Source organism: Nonomuraea sp. NPDC049141 (assembly GCF_040648415.1).
In the GTDB taxonomy this organism is placed as follows: domain Bacteria; phylum Actinomycetota; class Actinomycetes; order Streptosporangiales; family Streptosporangiaceae; genus Nonomuraea.
In genome coordinates this window covers 129,442-153,173 of record NZ_JBEZDR010000033.1, presented here as the reverse complement: position 1 = coordinate 153,173, position 23,732 = coordinate 129,442, and the positions used below count along the sequence as shown (strand labels likewise).

Annotated in this window: 25 protein-coding genes and 2 pseudogenes; 7 read left to right on the top strand and 20 right to left on the bottom strand. The window is 66.4% G+C overall.

All coding sequences use genetic code 11. The features are described 5' to 3' along the window. Positions 1-135: 135 nt before the first annotated feature. Complete coding sequence (locus tag AB0B91_RS58860; RefSeq protein WP_358340891.1) at positions 136-264, bottom strand: hypothetical protein; 129 nt, start codon at positions 262-264, stop codon at positions 136-138. A 622-nt stretch (positions 265-886) separates the two neighbouring features. On the opposite strand from AB0B91_RS58860, the pseudogene AB0B91_RS58855 reads away from it, so the two are divergent. Further along, positions 887-1,066 (top strand): annotated as a pseudogene (locus AB0B91_RS58855) (transposase); the annotation flags it as partial. A 140-nt stretch (positions 1,067-1,206) separates the two neighbouring features. Here AB0B91_RS58855 and AB0B91_RS58850 read toward each other — a convergent pair. The 5 genes from AB0B91_RS58850 to AB0B91_RS58830 all read right to left on the bottom strand — a co-directional run bounded on the left by AB0B91_RS58850 (position 1,207) and on the right by AB0B91_RS58830 (position 6,037). Further along, positions 1,207-2,430 carry a hypothetical protein gene (locus AB0B91_RS58850; RefSeq protein ID WP_358340889.1) on the bottom strand — a complete coding sequence of 408 codons (1,224 nt, stop codon included), beginning with the start codon at positions 2,428-2,430 and terminating at the stop codon, positions 1,207-1,209. After that, positions 2,423-3,829 carry an aminotransferase class V-fold PLP-dependent enzyme gene (locus AB0B91_RS58845; RefSeq protein WP_358340887.1) on the bottom strand — a complete coding sequence of 469 codons (1,407 nt, stop codon included), beginning with the start codon at positions 3,827-3,829 and terminating at the stop codon, positions 2,423-2,425. Before AB0B91_RS58845 ends, AB0B91_RS58850 begins: the two co-directional genes overlap by 8 nt. After that, on the bottom strand, positions 3,826-4,395 hold the full coding sequence (locus tag AB0B91_RS58840; protein WP_358340885.1) for a DUF6875 domain-containing protein: 570 nt from the start codon (positions 4,393-4,395) through the stop codon (positions 3,826-3,828). Before AB0B91_RS58840 ends, AB0B91_RS58845 begins: the two co-directional genes overlap by 4 nt. Beyond that, positions 4,392-4,901, bottom strand: a complete 510-nt coding sequence (locus AB0B91_RS58835) for an EF-hand domain-containing protein (protein WP_358340883.1) — start codon at positions 4,899-4,901, stop codon at positions 4,392-4,394. Before AB0B91_RS58835 ends, AB0B91_RS58840 begins: the two co-directional genes overlap by 4 nt. A 113-nt stretch (positions 4,902-5,014) precedes the next feature. Further along, positions 5,015-6,037, bottom strand: coding sequence for a DUF418 domain-containing protein (locus AB0B91_RS58830; protein WP_358340881.1), 1,023 nt, complete (start codon positions 6,035-6,037; stop codon positions 5,015-5,017). A gap of 355 nt (positions 6,038-6,392) precedes the next feature. On the opposite strand from AB0B91_RS58830, the gene AB0B91_RS58825 reads away from it, so the two are divergent. Together AB0B91_RS58825 and AB0B91_RS58820 are read left to right on the top strand one after the other, a co-directional pair. Then, a complete protein-coding gene (locus AB0B91_RS58825; protein WP_358340879.1) occupies positions 6,393-6,836 on the top strand; it encodes a VOC family protein in 444 nt (147 codons plus the stop codon). A gap of 9 nt (positions 6,837-6,845) precedes the next feature. Next, positions 6,846-7,184: a hypothetical protein gene (locus AB0B91_RS58820; protein WP_358340877.1), complete on the top strand. Its 339-nt coding sequence runs from the start codon at positions 6,846-6,848 to the stop codon at positions 7,182-7,184. Between the two features lie 246 nt (positions 7,185-7,430). On the opposite strand, the gene AB0B91_RS58815 is transcribed toward AB0B91_RS58820, so the two are convergent. The 10 genes and pseudogenes from AB0B91_RS58815 to AB0B91_RS58770 all read right to left on the bottom strand — a co-directional run bounded on the left by AB0B91_RS58815 (position 7,431) and on the right by AB0B91_RS58770 (position 18,266). Further along, positions 7,431-8,150, bottom strand: coding sequence for a zf-HC2 domain-containing protein (locus AB0B91_RS58815; RefSeq protein ID WP_358340875.1), 720 nt, complete (start codon positions 8,148-8,150; stop codon positions 7,431-7,433). Next, on the bottom strand, positions 8,150-8,659 hold the full coding sequence (locus AB0B91_RS58810; RefSeq protein WP_246652910.1) for a sigma-70 family RNA polymerase sigma factor: 510 nt from the start codon (positions 8,657-8,659) through the stop codon (positions 8,150-8,152). Before AB0B91_RS58810 ends, AB0B91_RS58815 begins: the two co-directional genes overlap by 1 nt. A gap of 24 nt (positions 8,660-8,683) precedes the next feature. Then, entirely contained in the window at positions 8,684-9,460 is a 777-nt protein-coding gene (locus tag AB0B91_RS58805; protein WP_358340873.1) for an enoyl-CoA hydratase-related protein, read from the bottom strand. Between the two features lie 32 nt (positions 9,461-9,492). Further along, positions 9,493-10,773, bottom strand: a complete 1,281-nt coding sequence (locus AB0B91_RS58800) for a hypothetical protein (protein ID WP_358340871.1) — start codon at positions 10,771-10,773, stop codon at positions 9,493-9,495. Then, positions 10,770-12,299 (bottom strand): amino acid adenylation domain-containing protein, encoded by a 1,530-nt coding sequence (locus AB0B91_RS58795; protein WP_358340869.1) that lies wholly within the window; start codon positions 12,297-12,299, stop codon positions 10,770-10,772. Before AB0B91_RS58795 ends, AB0B91_RS58800 begins: the two co-directional genes overlap by 4 nt. A 472-nt stretch (positions 12,300-12,771) precedes the next feature. After that, entirely contained in the window at positions 12,772-14,103 is a 1,332-nt protein-coding gene (locus AB0B91_RS58790; protein ID WP_358340867.1) for a hypothetical protein, read from the bottom strand. A 448-nt stretch (positions 14,104-14,551) separates the two neighbouring features. Beyond that, positions 14,552-15,075 (bottom strand): annotated as a pseudogene (locus AB0B91_RS58785) (CbrC family protein). 221 nt (positions 15,076-15,296) lie between these two features. Next, positions 15,297-15,728, bottom strand: coding sequence for a hypothetical protein (locus AB0B91_RS58780; protein WP_358340865.1), 432 nt, complete (start codon positions 15,726-15,728; stop codon positions 15,297-15,299). Positions 15,729-15,824: 96 nt separating this feature from the next. Continuing rightward, positions 15,825-16,373 (bottom strand): N-acetyltransferase, encoded by a 549-nt coding sequence (locus AB0B91_RS58775; protein WP_358340863.1) that lies wholly within the window; start codon positions 16,371-16,373, stop codon positions 15,825-15,827. Positions 16,374-17,438: 1,065 nt separating this feature from the next. After that, on the bottom strand, positions 17,439-18,266 hold the full coding sequence (locus tag AB0B91_RS58770; RefSeq protein ID WP_358340861.1) for a hypothetical protein: 828 nt from the start codon (positions 18,264-18,266) through the stop codon (positions 17,439-17,441). 524 nt (positions 18,267-18,790) lie between these two features. On the opposite strand from AB0B91_RS58770, the gene AB0B91_RS58765 reads away from it, so the two are divergent. Beyond that, the gene (locus tag AB0B91_RS58765) at positions 18,791-19,183 is read left to right on the top strand and encodes a hypothetical protein (RefSeq protein WP_358340859.1); all 393 of its coding nucleotides are present in this window, start codon (positions 18,791-18,793) and stop codon (positions 19,181-19,183) included. Here AB0B91_RS58765 and AB0B91_RS58760 read toward each other — a convergent pair. After that, complete coding sequence (locus tag AB0B91_RS58760) at positions 19,149-20,012, bottom strand: pentapeptide repeat-containing protein (RefSeq protein WP_358340857.1); 864 nt, start codon at positions 20,010-20,012, stop codon at positions 19,149-19,151. The genes AB0B91_RS58765 and AB0B91_RS58760 overlap by 35 nt on opposite strands. 256 nt (positions 20,013-20,268) lie before the next feature. On the opposite strand from AB0B91_RS58760, the gene AB0B91_RS58755 reads away from it, so the two are divergent. Continuing rightward, on the top strand, positions 20,269-20,838 hold the full coding sequence (locus tag AB0B91_RS58755; protein WP_358340855.1) for a hypothetical protein: 570 nt from the start codon (positions 20,269-20,271) through the stop codon (positions 20,836-20,838). Between the two features lie 419 nt (positions 20,839-21,257). Here AB0B91_RS58755 and AB0B91_RS58750 read toward each other — a convergent pair whose 3' ends face one another. Then, positions 21,258-21,527: a transposase gene (locus AB0B91_RS58750; protein ID WP_358340853.1), complete on the bottom strand. Its 270-nt coding sequence runs from the start codon at positions 21,525-21,527 to the stop codon at positions 21,258-21,260. A gap of 67 nt (positions 21,528-21,594) precedes the next feature. Next, positions 21,595-22,155, bottom strand: a complete 561-nt coding sequence (locus tag AB0B91_RS58745; RefSeq protein WP_358340852.1) for a TetR/AcrR family transcriptional regulator — start codon at positions 22,153-22,155, stop codon at positions 21,595-21,597. A gap of 119 nt (positions 22,156-22,274) precedes the next feature. Between AB0B91_RS58745 and AB0B91_RS58740 the strand changes: the two genes are divergently transcribed. After that, positions 22,275-23,324, top strand: coding sequence for an aldo/keto reductase (locus tag AB0B91_RS58740; RefSeq protein ID WP_358340850.1), 1,050 nt, complete (start codon positions 22,275-22,277; stop codon positions 23,322-23,324). Between the two features lie 98 nt (positions 23,325-23,422). Here the strand turns inward: AB0B91_RS58740 and AB0B91_RS58735 are convergent, their stop codons facing one another. Further along, positions 23,423-23,620, bottom strand: a complete 198-nt coding sequence (locus AB0B91_RS58735; RefSeq protein WP_358340901.1) for a hypothetical protein — start codon at positions 23,618-23,620, stop codon at positions 23,423-23,425. On the opposite strand from AB0B91_RS58735, the gene AB0B91_RS58730 reads away from it, so the two are divergent. Then, positions 23,545-23,730: a VOC family protein gene (locus AB0B91_RS58730; RefSeq protein ID WP_358340847.1), complete on the top strand. Its 186-nt coding sequence runs from the start codon at positions 23,545-23,547 to the stop codon at positions 23,728-23,730. The two genes, AB0B91_RS58735 and AB0B91_RS58730, sit on opposite strands and share 76 nt — an antisense overlap. Positions 23,731-23,732: the final 2 nt, after the last annotated feature.

Here is a 23,732-nt window from a genome sequence, read left to right as displayed (position 1 = left end):
GCAAACCAAATGCAGAGATCCGCTTCATTACATGTGGAATGTGACAGACATGAGTTGTCGGGCTGAGAGAAGCTGGAAGGTGCGTGAGCGAAGTCCTCTCGCTGCCGTACGGCAGCGCCGTACGGCCACCACGTCTCACACGAGCACACGCGCCAGGTCCGATCTGCCGTCCGCGCAAGCCGTGACATCGTCGACCATGCTCATGCCGTTCCCTTGGATCAGACGGCTGCGTGACGCGCCACTGACGACGATGTCGGCTTCCACCGGCTTATGGCGACAGCCGCACAACCCTTTCGGACCTCGGGCCGCGTCTGACGACGAGCGTGATCGTCCTGCCTGATGGGCGTACTGTTGGCTCCAGTCCGGCTTGTATTCGAGCTTGCTTCGCATCTACGGGCATTCCAACTAGGGAATATCTGCGGAATGGTCTTGACGACTTCGAGATTGCTAGACCACGTATGTGCAGGTCTGGGGCGAGCCGATGGTGCCTGATCACCGTCTCTCCCAAGGCGGGCATTCAGGAGTTGCCGCGCCGCTTCCGGTGCTAATGACGGTGGGGCAGGTCACGTCCCGTCGGCCGGGGGCCGCGTGGGATGCCTACTTCCGGTGCAGGATCTTTGAGATCTTTCCGCCCGAGACCGGCGCTTTTGGCCAACCGGCCCGCGGGGCGTGACCGCCTCTGATAGAGCGGAATCGAGGGCCGCTCGCGCAGGGGAATCCCTCTTCATGTCGTGGGCTGTCAGCTCTCAGCAAGGCCGGGACTGCGCGGGTTGCCGAGGTCAGTAGACGGCTTATCGGATGGTAGACGGGCAAGTCTTGTCATTAGCACGCCGCATGATCTCGGCGAGGGCCTCTGTGAGCTGCGTCAGCGGACGGAGGGGACGTCATGAAGGTCTACTGCGGCATCGACTGGGCTGAGAAACACCACGACATCGCCCTGGTCGACGAGGCGGGCACGGTGATCGCCCAGCGACGCATCGCCGAGTCGCCTCAGGGCTATGAGGAATTGCTGACCCTGCTGGCCGAGGCCGGCGACAGCGCAGAGACGCCGATCCCGGTGGCCATCCAGCAGCCCGCAGAGGGGGCGTAGAACCGCCCCATGAGGCCGATCCCGCACGATCAGTCATCGGCCTGCTACCTGCTACCCGGCTGGTCAGACGACCCATGAGGTAGTTGTGGGGGAGGTGCCGCGCCCCGCAGAGTGGGTCAGACCGCCGGGCGCTGTCCAGAATCGGCGAGGCCCATCACCGCGAGATCGCGCAACAGGGCGGTGGCATTGTCAGCCAGAGCGGTCATCTGCTGGTCGGTGAAGAACGCCCGGTTGTAGGGGATGACCGCGCCCAGCGAGCCGCCGCGGTTCATGACGTGGAGCACCGGCACGGGGCCGGGAATGAAGGTCGCGGAGTGACGGTCCACGCACCGCAGGCCACCGGGTAGCTCGCCCAGCCTCTTGCGCCCCAGGTTGGAGATCCCGATTGTGATCGGCAGCACGGGTCCGGCCAGGAGGTCGAGTAGTCCCACCACCTCGCATTCCAGAGCCTGCCATCGAGCTTGGAACAAGCCCGCCGAGATGGCGCGCGCCACGGCGAGCGGATCGTCGTCTACTTGTGCCGGGAGGTGGGCAGCGGAGCAGGCGAACATGGGCTGTTGTGGCGCGATCCGGAGGTGGAGGCGCATGTTCACCGGCATGTGGCAGGTCAGTGTCAGCGATCGCTCGCCGGTCATCATGCGGCGTGCGGCGACCAGGAGCGCGCCGCAGACCACCGCATGGGTCGACAGTCCGGCAGCTGCCGCCGTACGCTCCAGCCCTTCGGTCGCGGTGCGGCCAAGCTCCAGGTATCGGGCGGCGTAGTCCAGGGGCGCTTTCGAGTCCCGCGCGGGTAGTGTCGCCACGATGGCGCGCTGGGCGAGGGCGGTCCTGTGGGCGACATGGTCGGCCACCTGCTCCGGGGTGACCCGGCCCGCCAGGAAGGACTCCAGCGGAGGGGGCAATCCCGCTTGCCGCGGTGCGTCACCGCCCCCGTAAAGGGTCCAGAGCAGGTGCTCCACGGCGAAGGCGCTGGACCCATCGATGATCGAATGGTGGAAGAGGAGCACCACGGTCGAGTCCTCGTGACCGTGAGGCACGACCAGGACTCGGAGCGGTGCCCCCGGGTTGGCTCCCGGCCTGGGCAGAGCGGTCGACAGCGCGTTGAACAGTTCCGTACCGGCGGGAAAGACCTGAATCGGCAGAGGCTTGCCGGTCGCATACAGCCACGAGCCGTCCGCGATGCGTGTGGTGAGCATCGGGACGCTGGTCGCCAGCGTGGCGCACGCCTGGGTGAGGCGGTCGATTCGCAGTGGCCCCCGAACCCGGCTCCAGAGCGCGGCCCAGATCTCCTCCTGGGCAAGGAGCCATTCGACCGGCGAGAGAGCACGGCCCTCACGCATCGCCGGCCTCGGCTTGGATACGTTTCCATAGCCCGGCCATATGGGCCCGGTCGGTAGCCGGTCCTCCGGCGGCCATGCGGAGCACATAGCGGCCGCGAACCTGCGACGAACTGAGATAGATCTCGCCGGTGGAATTGATCCGTGCGAGCAGCTCGGCGTTGCGGTCGTCATCCGCCCGGAGACGGAAACAGACCAGTCCGAACGGGTGCGGGGCGACGATTTCGAAGCGCGGATCGGCCCTGACCCATCCGGCGAACTCCTGGGCCAGCGCGACTCCCCGACGCAGGTGGGCGCGCAGCCCTTCCGCACCATAACAGCGCAGCACGAACCATAGCTTGAGCGCGCGGAAGCGCCGTCCCAGCGGAATCTGCCAGTCACGATAGTCTCTGGCCTGGCTGCTGATCTCCGTCAGATAGCCGGCCGAGACGTTCATGGCGTTGGTCAGGGCCTCGGGATCGGCCACCCACATCACGCAGCAGTCGAATCCGGTGAGCAGCCACTTGTGCGCGTTGACGCAGTAGCTGTCGGCGTCCTGCAGGCCATCGTTGATCCACCGCAGCTCCGGGCAGATGGCTGCGACCCCCGCGTATGCGCCGTCCACATGCAGCCATAGGTCGTAGGCGTGGCACAGCTTCCCGATGGCGGGCAGAGGATCGACTGCGGTCGTGGATGTCGTCCCAACGGTCGCGATCACCGCGACCGGGGTCAGGCCCTGCGCGATGTCAGCGTCGATCAAGGCGCGCAGGTGCTGCGGCCGCATCGCCAGGGTTCGACCGTCGACCTCGACCCATCGCACCCCCGCGTCTCCGATACCCGCGATTCTGGCGGCCTTGGCCACGCTGCAGTGGCTCTCGCAGGAGGTGTAGACGGTGTACCGGCCGCCGCTGCCGCCGTCCCGCCATGCCAGGCCCGCGCGGCGCCACAACGCCGCCGTCAGCGCCACCAGTGCCCCGGCGGAGGCGGTGTCCTGGATGACGCCTCGGCCGGCGAAGCACGCCGGCAGGCCCATCAGGTCCGCCAGCCAGTCGGTGACGGTCATCTCCAGCTCGGTGCACGCGGGGTTGGACGACCAGGTCATGCCCTGCGCGTTGAGCCCCGCGGCCAGCAGCTCGCCCAGCACCGATGGCCCTGAGGTGGTCATCGGGAAGAAACCCAGGAAGCCTGGATGCTGCCAGTGCGCCATCCCCGGGAGCAGCAGCCGGTCCACATCGGCGAGCATCGCCGAGAACGGCTCGCCGTATTCGGGTGCCCGCTCGGGAAGACGGCCGGCCACGTCACCCGGCTGGACCGACGGCATGACGCGGAATCCCTCGCGCCTCGACCAGTAGTCCGCGATCCAGTCGACGACCGTGTGGCCGTGCTGGCGGAACTCCTCGGGGCCCATGTGCGGGGCGCTCACCGAGAGCTCCGTAGGGGGAAGAACCTGCGGTAGGCGGCCAGGTGCTCGGGATCTCCCTGCAGGAATGGCAGATCGGAGTGGACCATGTGCCGTACCGCCAACAGCGGCACCGGGCTGCGCAGAGGCCGAAACCACGGATTGTGCAGCCCTGGCACATCGGGCGGGCCGTCGTGGAACTCGCCGATCATCAGCCCGCGCCGTACGAAGGCCGGCTTGAGGCGACGCTGCACGCCTTCGATCGTCAAGCCGTGATCGGCGGCGGTGAGCCGTGGGAAGAGCACCAGCAGCGCCTGGTCAGGATCCGTGGAGCGCTCGAACCAATGGAGACACTCGGCCATGATCGCCGTCATCGCGGTGGCGTCCGCTGGGCAATCCGGCCATGTCACCGCCCACACCATGCCACGGTCCAGCGCGCGCCGGGCGTACGGGCAGACCGGTCCGCTCCGCCCGAGCTCGGGATGCGGTCGACACAGGTATTCCCGTACCCAGGTGCCGGCCACGCCGCAGGCGTCGGCCTCCCCCGGCTCGGCTCGCACCGGCCGGGGATCGGGTACGGGCTGCCTCATATCTGGCTGAACTCGGTGTGCGGCCGATCGCTGGTGTAGAAGTCCACAGCCGCTGCGAGCAGCTCATCGACGCTGATCTTGCCGTCGACGCCGGCGTCGGCCGCGGCGGCCGCCTCCGCGGCGCGCTCCGGGGTGGCCCCCATGGCACGCAACACGGCGGCCCACTCCTCCAAGCTGACCGCGCCATCGCCGTCGACATCGGCTACGTCGATCACTGCTGTCGCCCACGGCCGCAGCGCCGAGGCGAAACCCTCGGCGTTGCCGCGCAGCTTGGACGCAGCCGCGGCCAGGAACTCCTCCTTGGTGATGGCCCCGTCGTGGTCGGTGTCGGCCACCTCAGCCAACGCCGTGAAGTACTGCTGCGCCGCTGCCAGCAGCGCCGCTCCCTTAGGCGACTGGGGTGAGTGCCCACACGCCCCCAGAATCCGCTTCGCCATGGCCTTGAAGTCGTCGGCCCTGATCGCACCATCATGATCTTGATCGAACGTGTCGTACCGGTCGGACATCTTCGCTCTGTAGGCACTTGCCGTGGCAGTGGACATCTTCCTCCCCATCCGGTCGAGCGCTGCTAACGAGCAGCGTAAATTACTCTAAGCACATAGTCAACTACATAAAGTAATTACCGTGTTCTCTTTGCGAAGATATCCGCAGCTGTGGCCACTTGGTCCTGGATCACATGGGCGTAGACGCGGAGCGTGATGGCCGGGTCGGCGTGGCCGAGGCGGGCTGCGACGACGTGGACGGGTACGCCCGCCAGGAGCAGCGTGGTGGCGTGGATGTGTCGGAGGTCGTGAAGGCGGGCGTGGGGAGCTGGCCTCTTGGGTTCTGCTTGTTGTGGATCTCGATGAGCTTGGGCATCAGAGAGCTGGGCGTGTTGGTAACGGCGCAGCCAAAGGGTGCAGAACAGCCACTGGGCCGTGAGGATGGCCCCCGCGGTCCAGTACGCCGCCGTCAAGGACTGGCCGATCGGCAGGCCGAGGATGTGACTGGCCACCAGAACGAGGAGTGTGGCGGTCAGATAATCGGTCAGCGCCATCCGCCCCAGTGGCGCGAAGACGAACTGCAGCGCCGGTCGCAGCGGCGTTCTGAGCAGGACCAGCAGGCCGCACACGTACACACCGACGAGCAGCAGATCGGCAAGGCTGGACATGGAAGATAGGTACGTCGTGGCCCCCACGGCCCGCATGTTGGCCTGTACCCACAGGGCAGAAGCCAGTCCCGCTGCGAAGACCAGGCCCAGCAGGGCCGGCCCTCGGGTGGACCGCTCGATCTGCTCGATCACCCCGTAGCGGACCAGTGTCGAGCCCAGTGGGAACAGCCCGGCGATCAGCAGGGGCCCGCCCCCGCCGAAGATCAGTGCCGCCGGGATGAGTGCGGCGGCGAGGCCGGCCATGGCCCACCGCGGCAGCCAGGTCGAGGGCAGCAGCACCAGCATGCCGACGACGGCGTAGTCGGTCAGGATCTCGCCCGGCCATAGCAGCATGTGCACGAGGCCGATCGCGAGCAGCGCCCCAAGCCGGCGCAGCAGGACCAGGCGTGGTCGGGGGACGCGGCTCGCGGCGGAGTTGAGCAGCAGCGCGAACCCGATACCGAACAGCAGGGAGAAGACCGGCAGCGCGAGCCAGGGGTCCCAGTCGCCCATGGGCTGGCTTTCTGGGCGCCACTCGAACGGACGATCACGAACTGAGATGAACGGGTCTGAATAGCCGAAGCTCTGGCGACCAGTGCGGTGAACAGGTCTGAACGGCGCTGGAGATCGTTTGGGACCTTGTAAACGGAAGGTCAGGGGTTCGATTCCGCTCGTTGGCTCTCACATGGGAAGCCCCTGAACAGGCGTTACGCCATCAAGGGCTGCTGATTTGTCAGGACAATGTTGAGATCTTGCCAACCCGAACCACGTTCGCTGCATGGCAGCAATCTAGCAAATGGGGTTCCCTTACGGAACCTTGGGCGCTACCTTTATCAGAGTCTCCTAAAGAAACCTCGAAAGGGATCCGATGACATTCATAAGGCGCTTCGACCACGTCGGCATCACCGTCGCCGACCTCGACGCCGCGACGGCGTTCTTCGTCAACCTCGGTCTGGAGGCCGATCGGAAGATGGCCGTCGAAGGCGAGTTCCTGGACACGGTGATCGGCATGACCGACGCCCGCACCGAGATCGTCATGCTGCGACCGCCCGGCGGAGGTACGACGCTGGAGCTCTCGAGCTTCACGCGGCCGGACCACCTCCCGGGTTCGCCTGCTGCGCCGGCCAACGAGCTGGGCCTGCGCAACGTCGCCTTCGAGGTGCACGACCTCCAAGCCGCGGTCGACCACGCCGCAGTCGACGGTTACGGCCTGGTGGGAGGCATTGGTGAATACGAGGGCGTGTGGCGGATGGCCTACGTCCGCGGGCCCGAAGGAATCATCGTCTCGTTGGCCGAGCGCATCGAGAAGTAAGGAGACATCATGAGCACGACCGTGACCGACGAACAGATTCGGGCTCTGGCCGCGACCGCGAAGCCCTACAGCCTGGCGCTCCTTCAGTGGGGGCCGGAGCGGACCATGGACGGCGCGGACGCAATCGAACTCGAACACCAGCGACGCATGGTGTCGCTGCGCGCGGAGGGGGTGATCGCGATCCTGTGCCCGGTCGCCTCCGACACCATGGCCGGCGTCGCGATCATGACCGTGCCGGCCGAAGAAGCCGCGGAGATCATGGCCGGGGACCCCTGCGTGCGAGCCGGGATGATGCGCTGCGAGGTTCACCCGTGCCACGGCTTCCCCGGAGACGCCCTCCCCGCATAAACGATCCCGGCCAGGGCAATCAGCACCTACCCGATCACGGCGTACATTCGCCGACCGCTCGGACCATCGTCGACGCCGATTCGGTCACGTCCACGGAAGGGGTATCACTTCACGCCGCCGACCGGCAGATCGGCCAGGCATCGCAGGTGGCGGCCGTGCAAGCCGGATGACCTGCGCGGATGGCATTATCGGCCGCCCAGAGCCGTAGCCCAGGGAGCCTCGGGGCGTCGCCCTCGGAGTCGACCGCTACAGCTGCCTGTCGAGTATGACGCGCCCGTTCTTGGTGAGCCGGACGTCGATGCTCCTGATTTGCTTCATGGTCAGCCCGGTCGTGCCGACGGGCATGGTCGTGGTGTCGGGCGACGCCATCCAGGTGGCCAGCCTCGTACTGCTGCCCAGAAGGTCGGTGACGTACATGGCGTACTCGAACGTCTTGGGCGGGGCCGGGTCGGCGGGCACGGCGTAACGGCAGGTCAACTCCACTCGGGTGCCCCAGGGTTCCTGGATGACGCGCACCTCGGCGGTGACAGGGCTGGGAATCGTCTGCAGCATCGGCAGGGCGGTCTCCTGCCGCTCGGGCGGGAGCGGGGACGCCTGCATCGGCAGGGCGGCCTCTTGCCGCTCGGGCAGGAGTGAGGACGCCATCACCCCGGCAAGAGCCGCCGCGATGGCGACCGCGGCGGCACGTATCCGGCCCCACCGCCGGGCTCGCCGGCTGGAGTTCATCAGCTCGGGCAGCAGACTCGCCGGCACCTCGGCAGGCGAGGGGTCGGCGTGCGGCGGGCGCAGGGCGTGATCCGCCGGGACGGTCGAGAGGATGCCGGGTATGCCGGCGAGCGAGGCGACCGCCTGCGAGCAGGTGGCGCATCCGCTCAGGTGCTCTTCGTACTCGAGTCGTTCGCGGGGGGACAGGGCCCCGATGACGTACGCCGCGTCCCATTTCGCGTACGGATCCGTTGAGGACATCAATGAGTGGTTACCCCCCTTTCCTGCAGCGCGAGTCGCAGGGCCCTGAGAGCGTAGTGCAGTCTCGACTTCACCGTGCCGGGCGGCAGGTCGAGCTTGTCGGCGAGTTCGGCGACGGATTCGCCGCCATAATAGGTGCGCACAATCACGGTTCTGTGGTTCTCCGACAGTTGCGCGAGGGCGTCGGTGACCAGCCAGGCGTCGAGTGTGGCGTCTATCTGGTCGGCGCTGGACGTTTCGGGGAGCCGGTCGGTGCCGACCTCCCGGCGTACCCGAGCGCTGCGGCTGTGGTCGATCACCACGTTCCTGGCCACGGTGTACAGCCAGGCGCGCGATGCCGTCTCACCCTTGTGGAAGACCTCCGGGCTCTTCCACGCTCGTAGCAGCGTTTCCTGGACGACGTCGTGGGCGAACTGGTTGTCGCCGGTCAAGCGGACAACGAAGCGCCACAGCGCGGGCGCGTGCTCGTCGTACAGTGCCCGCAGGAGTGCCGCATGCGCATCGGTCATGTCCACACCCATGTGAGAAGGGGGTTACTTTCCCGGGAAAACGGGCCTTCGCTTGCTCAGGAAGGCTTGCGTGCCCTCGCGCATGTCCTCACTGGTGAACGTGCGGCGGAAGGCGTTCGCCTCGATGTCGAGCGCGGCGCCGATCTCCCGACCGCGCGAGTCGTTGACGGCCTCCTTGCACAACGCCACGGCGATCGGTGAGTTCGCTGAGACCAGCGCCAACGACTCGTTCGCCGCCTCCAGCATCTCCTCCCTGGTCACGAACACCCGGTTGACCAGGCCGATTCGCAGGGCCTCCCCGGCATCGACGTTGCGGCCCGTGTAGATCATCTCCCTGGCCCGGCCGGGGCCGACGTGACGTTGCAGCCGCACGCATCCGCCGAAGGCGGGGATCAGCCCGAGCCGTACTTCCGGTTGGCCGAATACGGCGTCCGCCGTCGCGTAGATGTAGTCGCAGGCCATGGCCAGCTCACACCCGCCCCCGAGCGCGTACCCATTCACGCAGGCGATCACCGGGAACGGCGCCGCCTCGATCAGCCGGGTGACCTCCTGGCCCAGCCTGCCGAATTCCTCGCCCTCCTCCGGCGTCATCGCCGCCATCTCCCGGATGTCGGCACCGGCGACGAAGGCGCGTTCTCCCGAACCGGTGAGGATCATTCCGCGGAAGCCGGTCAGGCCGGTGAGGAAGCGTTTCAGCTCGGTGAGGGTCTGCCGGGACAGGGCGTTGAGCACGCCGGGCCTGTCGATGGCGAGCGTCACGATCTGATCATTGTCGTCGACCGTCAGTGTTCGGAAAGCCATGGACCGTCCTCCAGAGATCACGCGCTGTCAGGTCAGGAATCCCAGATCGCTCCGTACGCGGGGACACCCCGCATCTCAAGTTGTTCGACGAGGTGCCAGGTGGTCCTCTTGTTGGAGATGCAGATGATCGCCTCGGCGTCGAACTCCACATACGCCCGGTAGGCCAGGGCCAGAAGGTCGGGCTTGCCTTTGGCATCGGTGTCCCAGACGACCGCGTCTGGCTGCACGGCGAGGATCTCCTCCACCAGTTCGTCGCCGTATGTCGTACGGGGGCGCCGTGTCGACCAGACCAGCCGCGACGGCGTGTCGCGGGACAGCAGGTGCGGCAGGCACGGGCCGATGCCGCTGCCCGTGGCCACCCAGACGACGCGCGCGAACAGCTTGTCGATGTTGCCGACGCCGGCCGTCGGTATGCCCTTGACCCACAGGTGAGAGGGACCGTCGTCGATCAGCGACCCCGTCCAGTCGCCGGCCCGCGAGACGGTGAGCCGGAAGCCGTTCCTGCCCGGGGTGGGCACATTGGCGAAGGAGTGCCACTCAAGCAGCGGGTTACGGCTCACGGTGGTCGACGAGCCCGCGAACGGCGTGACGCCGTAATCGAACCCGAGCAGGGCCACGTGCGACGACGGCCTGGAGATCCGGACAGGCACGCGCCGCAGGCGCAGCCACGGCAGCGCGACGCTGAGGGTGATGGCCGTGAGCGCCCAGAACGTCGCCTGGTGGGCCGCGGTCAGCAGCGCATGCGCCCAGAACAGGGCGAGCACCGTCCAGCCGCCGAACCGGTGCACGACCTCGAACACGTTGTGGAGTCGCGCCCGCAGCGAGGGCAGCGCGAAGACCACCATCGCGACCAGCAGCGCCAGGATCGCGTACGTGAGCGTGCGCAGCCCCACGGAGACCCCGGCGGGGCGTACGGTCATCACCCCGGCGAGGAAGGCGAACCACAGGGTGGCCGCGACCGTCCCGCCGACGTGTAGTCCACCGAAATGGTAGACCTTGCCCAGAATGCGGCGGACCGCCAGCGGCCAGCGGACGGGAGCATCGGTGGCCACGTGAAAGAGCAGGTTGATGACGTACTGCTGGCGGATCAGCACGGCCAGGGTGACATTGGCCACCACCAGGAGGGACAGGGTGCTCGGGTCGGCCCACCAGCCGACGGTGATCGCGTGGACGAGGAACCCCGTGTTGACGGCCAGCACGACGGCGGCGAGCCGGTTGTAGTGCATGAAGCGCCGGCCACTGCCGAGGATCCTGATCGCCGAGCGCGGCGGAGGCAGTTCGAGCGCATCCGACAAGGAGCGCACGACCGTCATGCGACCACATCGATCAGGTCGGGCAGGGCGGTCTTGTCGACCTTGCCGCGGTCGGTCATCGGCAGCTCGTCGACGGCCACGACGCGGGAGGGCACGCAATAGTACGGCAGCGACTGCTCGACGGACTTCCTCGCCGCCTCGACGTCCACGCTCGCCGGGCTGACGAAGCCGATCAGCTCGCCCTCGCGCAGGACCGTGGTGGCGCGGGCGCAGTCCGCGGTCAGCTCCAGTGCGCCGGTGACCGCGTCCAGCTCGACCCGGAAGCCTCTGACCTTCACCTGGTCGTCGGTACGGCCGTGGTGTTCCAGCTCACCGTCCGGTGTCCAGCGGCCCAGGTCGCGAGTGCGGAACATCAGGTGGCCGCCGCCACGGAAGGGATCGGGCCGGTACCTCTGCATGGTCACGACGTCGTTTCCAAGATAGCCCGCGGTCACGCAGGCGCCGCCCGCCCACATCTCGCCGATTTCGCCGATCGGGCATGGCCTGCCGTTCTGGTCGAGGATGTAGACCGTGGTGTTGGGCAGCGGTCTGCCGATGGTCAGGACGCGGCGCCGCGGATCGTAGCGCTGGATCGTGTTGACGATGGTGACCTCGGTGGGTCCGCACGCGTTGTGGAAGGCGCTGAAGCGAGACCAGGTGTCCGCCAGCTGCCGGGGGCAGCGCTCGCCCGCGACCGCGACCACCTTGACGTTGCGGCACCGAGAGGCGTCGAGAGAGCCCAAGATTCCCGGGGTGGCGATGACGACGTCGACGTCGCGCACGGTCTCCTCGATGTCGTCGCCGCGGATGACGAGCGTGGCGCCGTGCGACAGGGCTCCAAGGATCTCCCAAACCGCCATGTCGAAGGCGATGTTGAGGATCTGGGCCACCCTGGTGCCAGGGCCGATTCCCAGGGAGCCCGGCTCGTTCAGCAGGATGTTGCACAGGTTGGCGTGGGTCACGTTGACACCGTTGGGGTGGCCGGTCGTCCCAGAGGTGAAGATGACCACCGCCACGTCGCCCGACCCGCCCGGGACTCGCGAGGACCACTCGCCCGAGCGCGGGACCTCGTCCACCGCGATGACCTCGTGACGATCGCTGGCGGGGATCCTCGGCGCCGTATCGGAGGAGGTCAGGATCACCTTGATGGAGGCCGTGTCGACGATGTGGCGCAGGTGGACGGTCGGGGTGATCCGGACATCCTGCGGCACGTAGGCGGCGCCGGCCTTCAAGATCGCGAGGATGCCCACGACCATCGGGATCGACCGTGTCATGAACAGGCCGACGCGGTCGCCGGGACGCACGCCACGGTGGGCGAGTGACGCGGCGAGGCGGTTGGCGTGGCGGTCGAGTTCCAGGTAGGTCATGCTCTCGCCGAGATGCGTGACGGCGATCGCGGTCGGCGCGGCCTTGGCGTGGGCCTCGAAGGCATGGTGGATGCGGTCGAACGCCGGGGTGGCCTCCGGGCCGGCGCCGAAACTCTGGAACAGGATTCGATCCGCAGAAGGAAGATCGACGAGAGCAGAGCGATTCAGACGCAGTGTCACTGGAAGTCTCCCGCTGAGTCGACGTGAGCTTGCTGTCCGCGTTTGGCTGATCTTCGAAACGATGTAGCCGCCGACCCGGTTCAACGATGGGGTGAACTTTTCGCAATCGACTCGCCCTGGCTGCGACGGGGTCTCGGTAACCAGCCCTGGCGCCTGCCGGGTGTCGATGCGGGCGGCGTCGTGGTCGGGGTGCCTGTCGAGGCGGGAAGCCGAAGCGCCGGTTACGTCGAGGACTTCACGGGCGGGTCGGCATGCTGACCACGGCGCGCATTCGACCTTCAGCAGGATCGCTCAGCCGGCTATGTCAAGATCACGGCATCTGGAGGCAGCCCGCTCGGAGCGGCATTTCCTCCTCTCGGTTCTGCCTGGTAGCGGGCTCGGCCGCCCTGTTGAGACTTATGCCGCGCTTGGGCCGTCTGCGGCTCGCGAGCCCGTGTCCGCGGTGCGGTCACGGGCTCGCGTCGTTTATCCGCTACTGTGCGGCGCCTACTTGGACGCTCTGGCTCAGCGCGTCCTGGAAGTGTTCGCCGCCTTCGAAGCGGGCTCGCCAGTGGCCGGCCGCAGGCTCGGTGATGGCGTCAGCGAAGGCGTAGCCGGTTCCGTCCCAGTAGGCGGGGCGGGTGGACCGAGTGGCCCAGGTGGTTCCGTCGGTGGAGAATTCGATGATCGCTTCTGGGTCGGCCGGGGTGGAACTGCCGGTGAAGGCGAGATGGCCCGACACTACGACCTCGGCTTCCTCCCGTACCGCTGTGAGGTTGGTAAAGGATGCGGGGTGGGCGACGGTGAACGCGATGGTGGTGCTGGCGTGTGCCTTGAAGGGGTCTTCGGTGTAGTAGGCGACGGTGACGGTGCCTGTGGTGTAAGGCACGAACGTCAGGCTGTAGCGACCTTGCGCGTCAGTGGTGACGGACGTGGGCGCGCCATTGGTGTTCTCGACCCGGACGGAGAGCTTGGTGTCGGGGATGGGCTGCCATCCTGCGGGGGAGCGCCATCTGGCCAGGCCGGAGACGGTGAGCGGGTCTCCTGCGTTGACCCTTGCCGGGGCCACGTTGGCCGTTACCTCGGTGGCGGACTCCTTGGCCTTGACGATCAGCTTGTCGGAGGTGCCGCTCATGTACCAGAGGTGGTCGTTGCTGTAGGGGTAGGTCGCCCTGAACTCAGCGCCCATCTTGAGGGTGAGCGAGTGCCGGAACCGGCCCTTGGCGTCGGTAGTGAGTTCGGCGTGGTCGAAGCCGGCGTAGCCGCCCGTCTTGTTGAGGTACGAGATGCCGAAAGAGATGGGGAAGCCTTGCCCAAGCGGTTTGCGCTCCCCGCTGCCGGGCCAGATGCCATAGAGGCGGCCTTTGACGGTGACGTGGCGGTGGGTGTAGTCGACGGTGGGGCGGCTGGGAGTGAGTGGGTCGAAGACGGTCTTCACCATGTAGATGAGCTGGCCGGTACGTTCGGCGGTGACGTGGGTGCCTTCGGTGTCGGTGGCTTCGACGTCGATGCGGTAGGTGCCGAGGTCGGTGAGCTGGACGCGGGTGCGGGTGGTCCAGATGCCGTTGGTGGAGGTGCCTGAGGTGAGGGCGAAGTCGTCGATGGTGGCCAGTTCCCCGCCGGTAGCGGAGATGACGTGGGCCTTGAGCGTGGCGATCGGCTGGTCGGAAGTGGTGGACACGCGGATCTTGCCGAGGTCGCCCTCGTCGCTGCCGGACCAGTTGATCGTGATCGTGCCCAGAGATCGGGCTGTCGCGGGTTGTGGACCGGCGATGAGCGTCAGGCCGACAAGGATGCCGGATAAAGCCGCGATGATACGTCGCACGTTGTTTCTCCCCGTGGTGTGATGTGACCCCGTTGCTGAGATATTGAAGCTTTTGGACGTTATCGGCAAGAGTGAATTTTGTTGATGTGGAGGTGGCCCAGCGACGCCGTCTAATGCGATTGTGCGTCACCAGTCGGCAACAGCTGCCTGAGCAGGTAAAAGGCTGCGGATGGTGGTCTGAGGTCGACATCGGACCAGCGGACCGGTCGTTGTATCACCGAGACCGAAGGAATGTCGCGACAGCGGGACGACATCGCGAGCGGATAAAGTGCCGATCGGCTATTGCGATTCCGCGCTCCTTTGGAAGACGTACTTCTCCGGCACCGCCGACCTGTGGATCGGTGGGTCGATGGAAGAACTCCACGGGATGGCCGTCGACGAGGAGACTCGTTGACACCACCAAGCGGGCGATCAGCATTCCGATCAGGAGCAGTTCCTAGGTGCGATTTCACGTGAAGTCGGCGTATGCCAAGTGAGATCCGCATTTGCGGCACCTGAACAGATAGGCCGTGGGGGTGCCGTCCTTATCCAGGGCCGCGAGGAAGCCATCCACGGCGACCATCCGCCAGTGGAGTGCTCGAAGCGCAGCATTTCCCGCGCATCAGGGAAAGCATCCAATTCCGGCGCCCCGACCGGCCCGAGAAATGCAGCGCCGTCACCGCAGTGGAACAGCCAGCGTTCCTGCTGCCATCCAGAAAAGCCAGGAGTTCTCCGACTGATGATCTCGATCGTGACTTTCGGCGCGTCGTTGGGGGCGTCGTAGACATCTACAAGTTCGGCGTCATAGCGGGCTGCCAGGCTCCCGTCCGCGATGCACCAGGGACATGGTTTGCTCGTGAGAGTCTCGACGCAGTAGACCGGCCCTGTGTACACGTAACCTCGATGTTGGCCGCAACACACGCACACCGCATCGGACGCCTTCACCGACCCCGTACTGAGCGGATCAGGGTGGTAATCGAAGTCAGGCAGCATGGCGGCACAATACGCGGTGGATCCGGTGAAAGGGATCCTTTGTTCAAGGCGTCGTCCACGCGTGGGGAATGATCATTCTCCTTCCCCGATGCGGCAGATTCCTTGTGGAGGGCGGCTTTGTGGCGCTTGATCGCCTCGACCAGTTCGGGCGCCAGCCGTGTTGTCGTCTTCGAAGGGCGGCTGCAGTGGCGGGTAGTCTCCGGTCGCCTGCCGGGCTGGCGTCATCCTGCGATCGGGCCTGACGCCGCATCGAGAGCTGTGGCCCAGTGTTCGATGGCGACGTGCACCTGATGGCGGTCATAACCCCGAAGAACCACGTCAAAGGCCGTCTGACGGACCTCGGCACCGGTGATCTCGCCCGCCTCGACACGCGCTCGCAGGGCGTCCACCTGCGTGCGGCTGTAGCCCCGTAGCGCCACCTTGAAGCGCGCGGGCAACGTGTCCAAGAGCCGCGCCCACCTCTCGGCCATCGCCACGACCTGATGCACGTCGTACCCGTTCTCGACCGGATTGGCGTGCAATGCCACCAGCTCCTTGAGCAACTGATGGCCCGTGAATTCCTCTTCCCCCGCGCGAGCCCGTGCGACCCGCTCAGCCAGCCGGTCGTAGCCGGCTGGGTCGACCCCCTTGGGGCGAATGTCGAAGTTCGCCATTTCCCGATAGTGACAGTGGCGCGCCCGTATTGCCAGGAAGCAGCATAAAGGCGGACTAACCGCATGTGCTGTGGCGGTTGGGGAGAATCGCCGGAGTTAGGCGTCGAGGTCGCGGAGCCCGACGGCGTCGTGACGCCAGAACGGCTCGGAGTAGACCAGCGTCCCCGTCATCCATGGCTCGTACGCCGGAAGCCTGATCACCTGGAAAGCGGCGTCGGGGATGCGCAGGGACGGCTTGCGGAAGCTCAGCTCGGCCCCCGGGGTGAACCCCAAACGGGAGTAGTAGCCGGGGTCGCCTTCCAGGAAGACGAGGGGGCTCTCTCCTTCGGAGAGAGTCGCGAGCCCGGCGCGGACCAGGGCCGAACCGATGCCCTGCCGCTGGTGCTCGGGCAGTACGCCCAGCGGGCTGAGCACCTGCACATCGATCAGCCGCCGCGGGGCGTCGAGCAGGCTGCGGGTGAACATGACGTGCCCGACGACCTGCCCGGCGACCTCGGCCACGAGCGCCAACCCTCCGCCGGAGCGGACGCCGTGGCGCAGGGTGTCGACGAGGTCGGCCACGACTCCGCCGTGGTCGCCGAACGCTCGCAGATGGACGTGGCGCACGGCGCCTGCGTCGCCCGGCTGCTCTTCTCGAAGCTCCACCCCCCGGAGGGTAGCGATCTATCCCGTCGCCAACATCTGCTTTTTCACCCGCCTGCCCCGCATACGGACGGCGAGGCGCAGCGTGGGCCCCGGCATGGCTATACAGCAGCGCGTACAGCACACCGCATCACACGAGCACACCCCACCAGCCCGAGTGGTACTACGAGCAATGGACCATCAATATCGCCCACAAGCAGTGGCAACGCGACATATTCCGCACCGCGGAGATTGACCACGACAAGGACGAACGAGTGTCTTTGTATGGCGGCCGTCGCTGACCGCTATCGGGCCCCGGGACTCAGTAGCTATGGCTGAGGCGACAGCGGCACCGACAGCAACGTCTGTACACGCGCCGCGCAGGGCGTGCGCGCAGCCACATCAAAGATTGAAAACGGACGGTCATGTTGCCACGCAGGCTTCCATCGCCGCAGCCTGCCCGCAGCAGGAAGGACCGGTACTCGCCAGGTAGCTCTATTCGGAGTTGCGCCTCCAGGTCGGCCAATTCGTCGGCTCCCAGCGGAGGCTGGAGCTTCCAGGCGTGGCCCGCAGAACCAAACACCGCACCGGCATCAGGTGCGGTGGCCAGCCGCGAAAGCCGTTCTCGTACATCCGACCATTCGGCATGCGTCACGTCCAGCACGATACAAGCACACGGTGCCATCTCCCGCTGTGGGACGATCTCGGGATCGAGCTGCCACGGGTCCTTTTCGGCGGCGAGGTTTAGGACCGGGACTCTTTCCAAGAGTCCGGTCCTGCCGTCTCGTCGGCGGAGGGGACCGCGATGTCGGTCTTGGTGCCCCAGCCAGTCAGGCGAGCGTCGACAACGCGGTAGATCAAGCGCTTACCGAGCCCCTCGGGCCACGAGGTCCGAACCCTGCGCACCAACTGGTCTTCTCCGAGCCATAGCGGCCACGAGAGTTCGGTCTTCGCGTACTTCCCGGTGGGCTTCCCGTCGTGCTGAGCGCGGAACGCGGCCGACGCCTTGTAAAGCCGGCTGAAGGTGAGCGTCTCCTGGTAGAGCGTGGTGCGGGTTGCCCGCCGGCGTCGGTTCCTTCTTGGCGCTGGTTAGAAGGGGCCGCTCTCCGGATAGCCAGCCTTTATGACGGTCTTGCGGGTCTTCGCGTTGAGTTTCTTCTCCCTGATGACCTTGCTGGCCGCCGGTGTAGCGATCTTCACCTTGATGCCCCAGTCCGAATACTTGGTATCGGTGTGGAAGGCCATCTGGTCATAGGCCGTGCTGTCGCCGTCCGGGTAGGCCGTCGTGTCGACGACCGTGCGGGTGAGCAGGTTGTGTTCATCGAAGTACAGGCTGAACTCGACGTTGCCTTCTCCGGCGGACTTGTCGTGCCGGAATTTGGCGAGTGTGGCGGTGCCCTGATATTGGCCGGTCGCTACCTCTGATGCGTTGTCCAGCATGAACTGTAGTTCCGCTGGAGTGGCGCCCATGTTGAGGAGAGCGTTTTCGGGCCCGTCGGCCTTCGACTGGATCCAGGAACGACCGGAAGGCAGGGCCTTGGCGATGCCGGCGTTGGTCACGTAGGCGTTTCTGCCCTGAGCGATGACCCGGTAGGGAGGGTTGGACCCTTTCTGGCGTGAGGACATGCGGACACGCAGATCGGCAGCCGCTACGTTGCCTTTGTCGAAAGCCAGGGTACCGACCGTTTGGGTGGTCACCTGTACCTGCATAGCCTGGTCGTCGGAGGTGAAATCGAGGGTGATGCCGTTTGATTCGGTGATCTTTACGCCTTTGCCTGAGATCAGCTGGGCCTTCAGGGCTTTCACCGGGTCCGCTGGAGCGGCCTGCACGGAGGCTACGGATGTCGCCTGAGCGGGTACGGCCACCGCGCACACGGCAGCGGCCGTTGCCACGAGGCCTGCTAAGAAGAGCTTCATTAGCGTCCTTGCTTGGGGGGATATAGCAGAGAAAAGAGTAAGTGGATGGTGTGGGCGAGATAAGGGATTTCTTGTAACGATCCTGTGCAGACTGGTGATCCCAAAGGGTGATAACCCTCGATGAAGGTGGGTGGGGGGTAGTCCTTGCGTCCGCTCTCGTATTTCCGGATTAGGGCTGGCAGAGGTGGCTATCCTCAGGAATGCAAGCCCTCACCGCTGCTGCTGCCCGGAACTACTCGGCTGAATACGACGCGGGCCTGCCCGCAGGTCTGCCGCATTGCCCTTGCAGGTATCAAGGCGGCAGCCGGGCATGCGGCCTGGGGGGCAGATCCCGGCCGCCGGCAGCTTGGGCCGCCGCTGATCGCCGATGGGCTCGCTTTCCGCTTACGACGATTCAGGCTTGCGAGCTAGAAGGCAGACATGCTGCCGCTTCTGCCCCTCGCCGGGCTCCTCGAGTAGTCGGGCGAACGATCGGCCCACGTCTGCTGCGTACCGTGTGGACTTGATCGGTAGAGTGGCCGGCCATGGGCGTTCTCGTCGACTATTTCACGGCGGACTCCGACCAGTCCGCGGGGCTGGCCCTGGCTGGCGGGCCGGAGGCGGTGAACCTGTCGTACGTCGACTGCAAAGGGTGGCTCGACGAGCTCGACACACTGGTCGCGGAGCTCACCGGACACGATCTCAGCGAGTTCGGGGACAGTGAGGCCATCGTGGACGATGGCGAGTCGGCAGGCGTGGACCGGGCAGCACCCGAGACTGTCGCAGCACTCGCCGCCGTGGACGACGCGCGGCTGCGCGGGTACGCCGAAGACGAGCTGCTTGACGAGTTCGAGGTCGAACGCATTACAGCTTTGCGGGATCTGGCGCGTGAGGCGGTGCGGCTCAACCAAGGGCTATATCGCTGGATGTGTGTCTGAGTGCCTCGAACAATTCCTCGCGGAGTGAGGGCGGCAACTTGCGCCCCATATCCAACGGACTCACCAGCGCCTGGTCGTCGTTCTGCACCAGGGCCGTGTCCGCGAGGAACTCCAAGCTGAAGTGCGCCTCCTTCCGGTGACGTGCGTCCTGCCACTGCTCCACCAAGGGCAGCACCGCCTCCACGCGTGCGCTGATCCGGTCGAGAAGCGCGTAACCGGGCAGGCCGGGCCAGCGCTGGGCCTGCAGGTCGATGTGATGCAAGGCGACGTAATCCAGCTCCGCGCCCGTGAAGTCGTTTCCGGTGAAGTCATTGCGGTCCCTGCCCAGCGCGGCCCGGTGGTCGGTCGGGTGCCCCCAGAAGTTGACGTTCCGCACGCGACCAAGGAAGACGCAGTCGACGAACTCCGCTTCGGAGGTGCTCGTCTGGTCTCTCAGTCGAGACCGGTCGAAAGTGCACCTCTCGAAGCGGACGTTGCCGAAGAACGTGGAGGAGGCGAAGCGGGTGCGCCGGAACACGCAATCGCGAAAGACTGACTGGGGCCAGCTGACACCGTCCCATGTTCCTCGCACGCGCGTCGAGCCCATCGACAGTTGCTCGAAGACGGCGTTGGTGAAGTCACATTCCTCGAATTCGCTGCCGTGAACGGTGAACTGGGTGAACCGCGTTCCGGAGAAGTCCACGTCCACCAGCCGTGCCCGGTCGAAGGTCACGCTCGACACGCCGGTGGGCAATTCGAACCGCTGGCCGCGAAGCTCACCGCGCGCGATCCACGCAGGGCTCCATGCCTCTGGACTGGGCTGGAGGCTGAGTTGCTCGAACGCGCTCATATGGGCCGCCTGCCGCGAGTGCGATCGGAATGCTTGTCCGCGGAGCGTGTCACCGCGTCGGGGGGACCGGCTGCAACGGTGTTCGCTGAAAGAACGAGATCATGCATCTGCGGAGTCTGGCAGTCGCATCCGACAAACTGCAGGCCGAGCCGGTACTGGGGTCCAGCGCTCCTACGCTTGTGCGATCGTCGGCAATTCGGCAGGCATTTCCTCTTGAAGGTGACGCCGACGAACTCCCTTTCCATAGGATGCCTCGGTGATCGACGGTGATGGCCTCGCGTACCAGATGATCTTCTCTCACGCTGACGAGGCGATCGATGAGTACTGGACCAAACTCGGTGGTCAGCCCGTCTGGTTGGAGGAACCGCAGTGGCCGCTCTGCTGGCGGCACGAGCGTCTCATGGGGTTCATGGGGCAGTTCCGGTTGCCCGGCCGGGAGATCCGGATGGCCTACCTGTTCATGGACAACGAATCCGAGGAGTCGTGGAATCCGGAAGGCGGGGAGAACGCGCTCATCGTGCAACCGGGCCGGATTCCGCCCTTGGTGCAGGCAGTCGGTGCCGCCACCGGCGAGAGCCTCGTGAACGAGTTGTTCGTCGACCTGGAGGAGATCGAGCAGTCGGCAGCCCCTCGGTGGGGGTCTCACATGCTCGGCACTCCTACCTGGTGGCAGTTCGAGGAGTATCCAGCGGGCGCATGGACGTACTTCTTTCAGCTCCGCAGCTCCGAGCAAGGCATGTACGACTCATTGTTCGCTGAGAGTGGGGTGGGTTACGGCTTCCTCAGCCCCGACGAGCAGGAGGGCCGCTTCCTGTGGCAGTGCTGACTCAGCGAAGGGTGACGACAGTATGGTCGCCCTCGACGTCGACCGACGATCAGTGCGTTCCGGGAGTCCCTGGACGTCGATGAGTGCGGACCGTATGACCGGGCGCATGCGATTGGCGTATGGCGGATGGCTGAGACGGCACAGCCGTCCGAAGGCTGCGAGGGAGCAACTCGTTCGGGCAGGCCCGCCGCGATGTCGCAGCAGAGTTGTTCTTGAGCTCACGCACCGTCGGCGACCATCTGTAAAGTGCGTCCCCCAAGCTGGGTGTCAGAAGACGCGGCGAACTCGCTCGTCAGGTGGTGCTTACTGCTGCTCTTGCGGCGGTCGACAGGCGACGGGCCCGTCGCGGGGCCCCCTTTTCGCGCGCACGTGGGAGGCATCCACGCACACGCGGCTCCAGTCCAGCTCGTCTGCCGTGTTCAGCTGCGACAGGAATATCCGGTGCGAGTGGTCGAAGACACCTGCCTCCTGCCAGCGCTCCAGCCGCCGCCGGTCTGCCCGGAGCCGAAGCCAAGCTCCAGGGGCAGTTGCTGCCAGGGGATCCCGGTGTAGAGCACGAACAGCACCTCCTGCAGACACAACCGGTCCGGCACCGGCCGGGGACCCGGTGGCCGCTCGGGCCACGATGGCAGCGCCGGCTCGATCAATGCCCATAACTCGTCGTCCACGACCCACGGCTTGACGCTCACACCATCACGAACGGCCCAGTCGTCGTACCGGGTTACAGCCGACCCGCATCACGCTGCAAGATCGTGTTCAGGGCGCTTGTGGGCGGAAGCCATCGATCGCGAGCTCCATGAGGCGGTCGGCCTGGGCGGCGCCCTCGGCGTCGTCGGATGTTCGCCACAGGCTGCTGAGCAGCATGATGACGTCGACGGGGTCGATGCCGGGGCGTACCTGGCCGGCTGCGACGCAGGCGTCGAGGAGCTGTTGGACGGCGGCGGTGACGGGCGGCCAGGAGGCGCTGATGACGTCCTTTGCTGCGGCAGAGTGCAGTGCTTCGCCCAGTCCGTGCTTGATGCGCACGTAGCTGGTCAGGGTGGTGAACCAGCTTCGCAGCGCATCCAGCGGGGGCTGGGTGGCGAGGGTTTGGGTCACGGCGTCGGTGAGTTGGTCGATGCCGTGCTGGTGGACATCGAGGAGGAGTGCTTCGCGGGTGGGGAAGTGCCGGTAGAGCGTGCCCGGGCCGACGCCCGCGCGCTTGGCGATCGAGTTGAGTGAGGCGTCGGGGGACTCGGAGAGCACCTCATGGGCGACCTGGAGGATCGCCTCCCGGTTCTTGAGCGCGTCGGCGCGCTGCCGTGCGGGCTCGGGCATGGGTCCTCCTGTGGGTGGGCGCGGGGCCCCGGTTGCGATCCGGAGAGCTCTCCGTTACGGTCGAAGAGTCAGCCGGAGAGTTCTCCGGTTGTTCCGATGCCCATTGTAGGAGTCCTCCCGTGCGATACATCAAGCTCGGCCGTACCGGCCTCGACGTCTCCCCCGTGGCCATCGGTGCCATGACCTACGGCGACCCCGACCGCGGCCACCCCGTCTGGTCCCTGGACGAGGAGAGCAGCCGCCCCCTGATCAAGCACGCCCTCAAGGCCGGCATCAACTTCTTCGACACCGCGAACATGTACTCCTACGGCTCCAGCGAGGTGATCCTGGGCCGCGCCCTGAAGGAGTACGCCAACCGCGACGATGTAGTCATCACCACCAAGGTTCGGCACGCCATGCGGCCGGGCAGCCCCAACGGCGGCGGCCTGTCCCGCAAGGCGATTATGTCCGAGATCGACAACAGCCTGCGCCGCCTGGGCACCGACTACGTCGACGTCTACATGATCCACCGCCTCGACAACGACACACCGCTGGAGGAGACCCTGGAGGCCCTCAACGACGTGGTCAAGGCCGGCAAGGCCCACTACCTCGGCGCGTCCTCCATGCACGCCTGGCAGTTCGCCAAGGCCCTCCACCTGCAGGAACGCCACGGCTGGGCCCGCTTCGTCACCATGCAGGACCACTACAACCTCCTCGCCCGCGAGGAGGAACGCGAAATGCTCCCGCTGTGCGCGGACCAAGGCGTGGCCACCATGGTCTGGAGCCCGCTGGCCCGCGGCCGCCTCGCCCGCCCCTTCGAGCAGGCCAACACCGGCCAGCGCGCCGCCACCGACGGCGCCTACGCCGACACGCTCTACAAGGCCACCGCCGACAGCGACCGACAGATCATCGACGAGGTCGGCGCCATCGCCGACGCCCACGGCGTCTCCCGCGCCCAGGTCGCCCTGGCCTGGCTGCGCCGCAACTCCGTCGTTGCCGCCCCCCTGGTCGGCGCCCGCACCATCGGACAGATCGACGACGCCGTCGCCTCCCTCGACCTCGACCTCACCGACGACGAAGCCCGGCGCCTGGAAACCCCCTACACCCCCCGCCACGACTTCCAGGGCATCTCCGACGCCCGCGAACTCGAGCGCATCAAGGCCAGCATCCCCGGCTACGCCAACGTCTGACACCGCCCGCGCCGCACCCTGTACTCCTCCACGACCCGAGGAGTCGACATGACCGAACCCGTAGGACGTCTGGGATCCGTGGCCCTGGACTGCGACGATTAACGCGCACTCGCGGCCTTCTGGGCGGCGAGACCACCATCGAGTCCGACGACTTCTGCGCCGTCGAACTGGGCGCACTCCTCCTGGTCACCGTCCGCGTCCCCGACCACCAGCCACCGCAGTGGCCCAACGGCACGCCCAAGCAGTTCCACCTCGACGTGGCCGTCACCGACCTGGACGAGCCGAACGCCTCGCACTGGCCGCCGGTGCGACCAAGGCCACCGACCAGCCCAACCCCGACCGCTGGCGGGTCTTGCTGGACCCCGCGGGCCACCCGTTCTGCGTCACCACGCTCATCCCTGCTTAGAG

Bases quoted from the DNA above. Each gene is read 5' to 3' on its own strand.
- AB0B91_RS58840 (WP_358340885.1), bottom strand. From the start codon at position 4,395: ATGAGGCAGCCCGTACCCGATCCCCGGCCGGTGCGAGCCGAGCCGGGG.
- AB0B91_RS58745 (WP_358340852.1), bottom strand. From the start codon at position 22,155: ATGCCCGAGCCCGCACGGCAGCGCGCCGACGCGCTCAAGAACCGGGAG.
- AB0B91_RS58825 (WP_358340879.1), top strand. From the start codon at position 6,393: ATGACATTCATAAGGCGCTTCGACCACGTCGGCATCACCGTCGCCGAC.
- AB0B91_RS58805 (WP_358340873.1), bottom strand. From the start codon at position 9,460: ATGGCTTTCCGAACACTGACGGTCGACGACAATGATCAGATCGTGACG.
- AB0B91_RS58835 (WP_358340883.1), bottom strand. From the start codon at position 4,901: ATGTCCGACCGGTACGACACGTTCGATCAAGATCATGATGGTGCGATC.
- AB0B91_RS58810 (WP_246652910.1), bottom strand. From the start codon at position 8,659: ATGACCGATGCGCATGCGGCACTCCTGCGGGCACTGTACGACGAGCAC.
- AB0B91_RS58830 (WP_358340881.1), bottom strand. From the start codon at position 6,037: ATGGGCGACTGGGACCCCTGGCTCGCGCTGCCGGTCTTCTCCCTGCTG.
- AB0B91_RS58765 (WP_358340859.1), top strand. From the start codon at position 18,791: ATGGGCGTTCTCGTCGACTATTTCACGGCGGACTCCGACCAGTCCGCG.
- AB0B91_RS58780 (WP_358340865.1), bottom strand. From the start codon at position 15,728: ATGGCGAACTTCGACATTCGCCCCAAGGGGGTCGACCCAGCCGGCTAC.
- AB0B91_RS58760 (WP_358340857.1), bottom strand. From the start codon at position 20,012: ATGAGCGCGTTCGAGCAACTCAGCCTCCAGCCCAGTCCAGAGGCATGG.
- AB0B91_RS58800 (WP_358340871.1), bottom strand. From the start codon at position 10,773: ATGACGGTCGTGCGCTCCTTGTCGGATGCGCTCGAACTGCCTCCGCCG.
- AB0B91_RS58815 (WP_358340875.1), bottom strand. From the start codon at position 8,150: ATGTCCTCAACGGATCCGTACGCGAAATGGGACGCGGCGTACGTCATC.
- AB0B91_RS58850 (WP_358340889.1), bottom strand. From the start codon at position 2,430: ATGCGTGAGGGCCGTGCTCTCTCGCCGGTCGAATGGCTCCTTGCCCAG.
- AB0B91_RS58770 (WP_358340861.1), bottom strand. From the start codon at position 18,266: ATGAAGCTCTTCTTAGCAGGCCTCGTGGCAACGGCCGCTGCCGTGTGC.
- AB0B91_RS58820 (WP_358340877.1), top strand. From the start codon at position 6,846: ATGAGCACGACCGTGACCGACGAACAGATTCGGGCTCTGGCCGCGACC.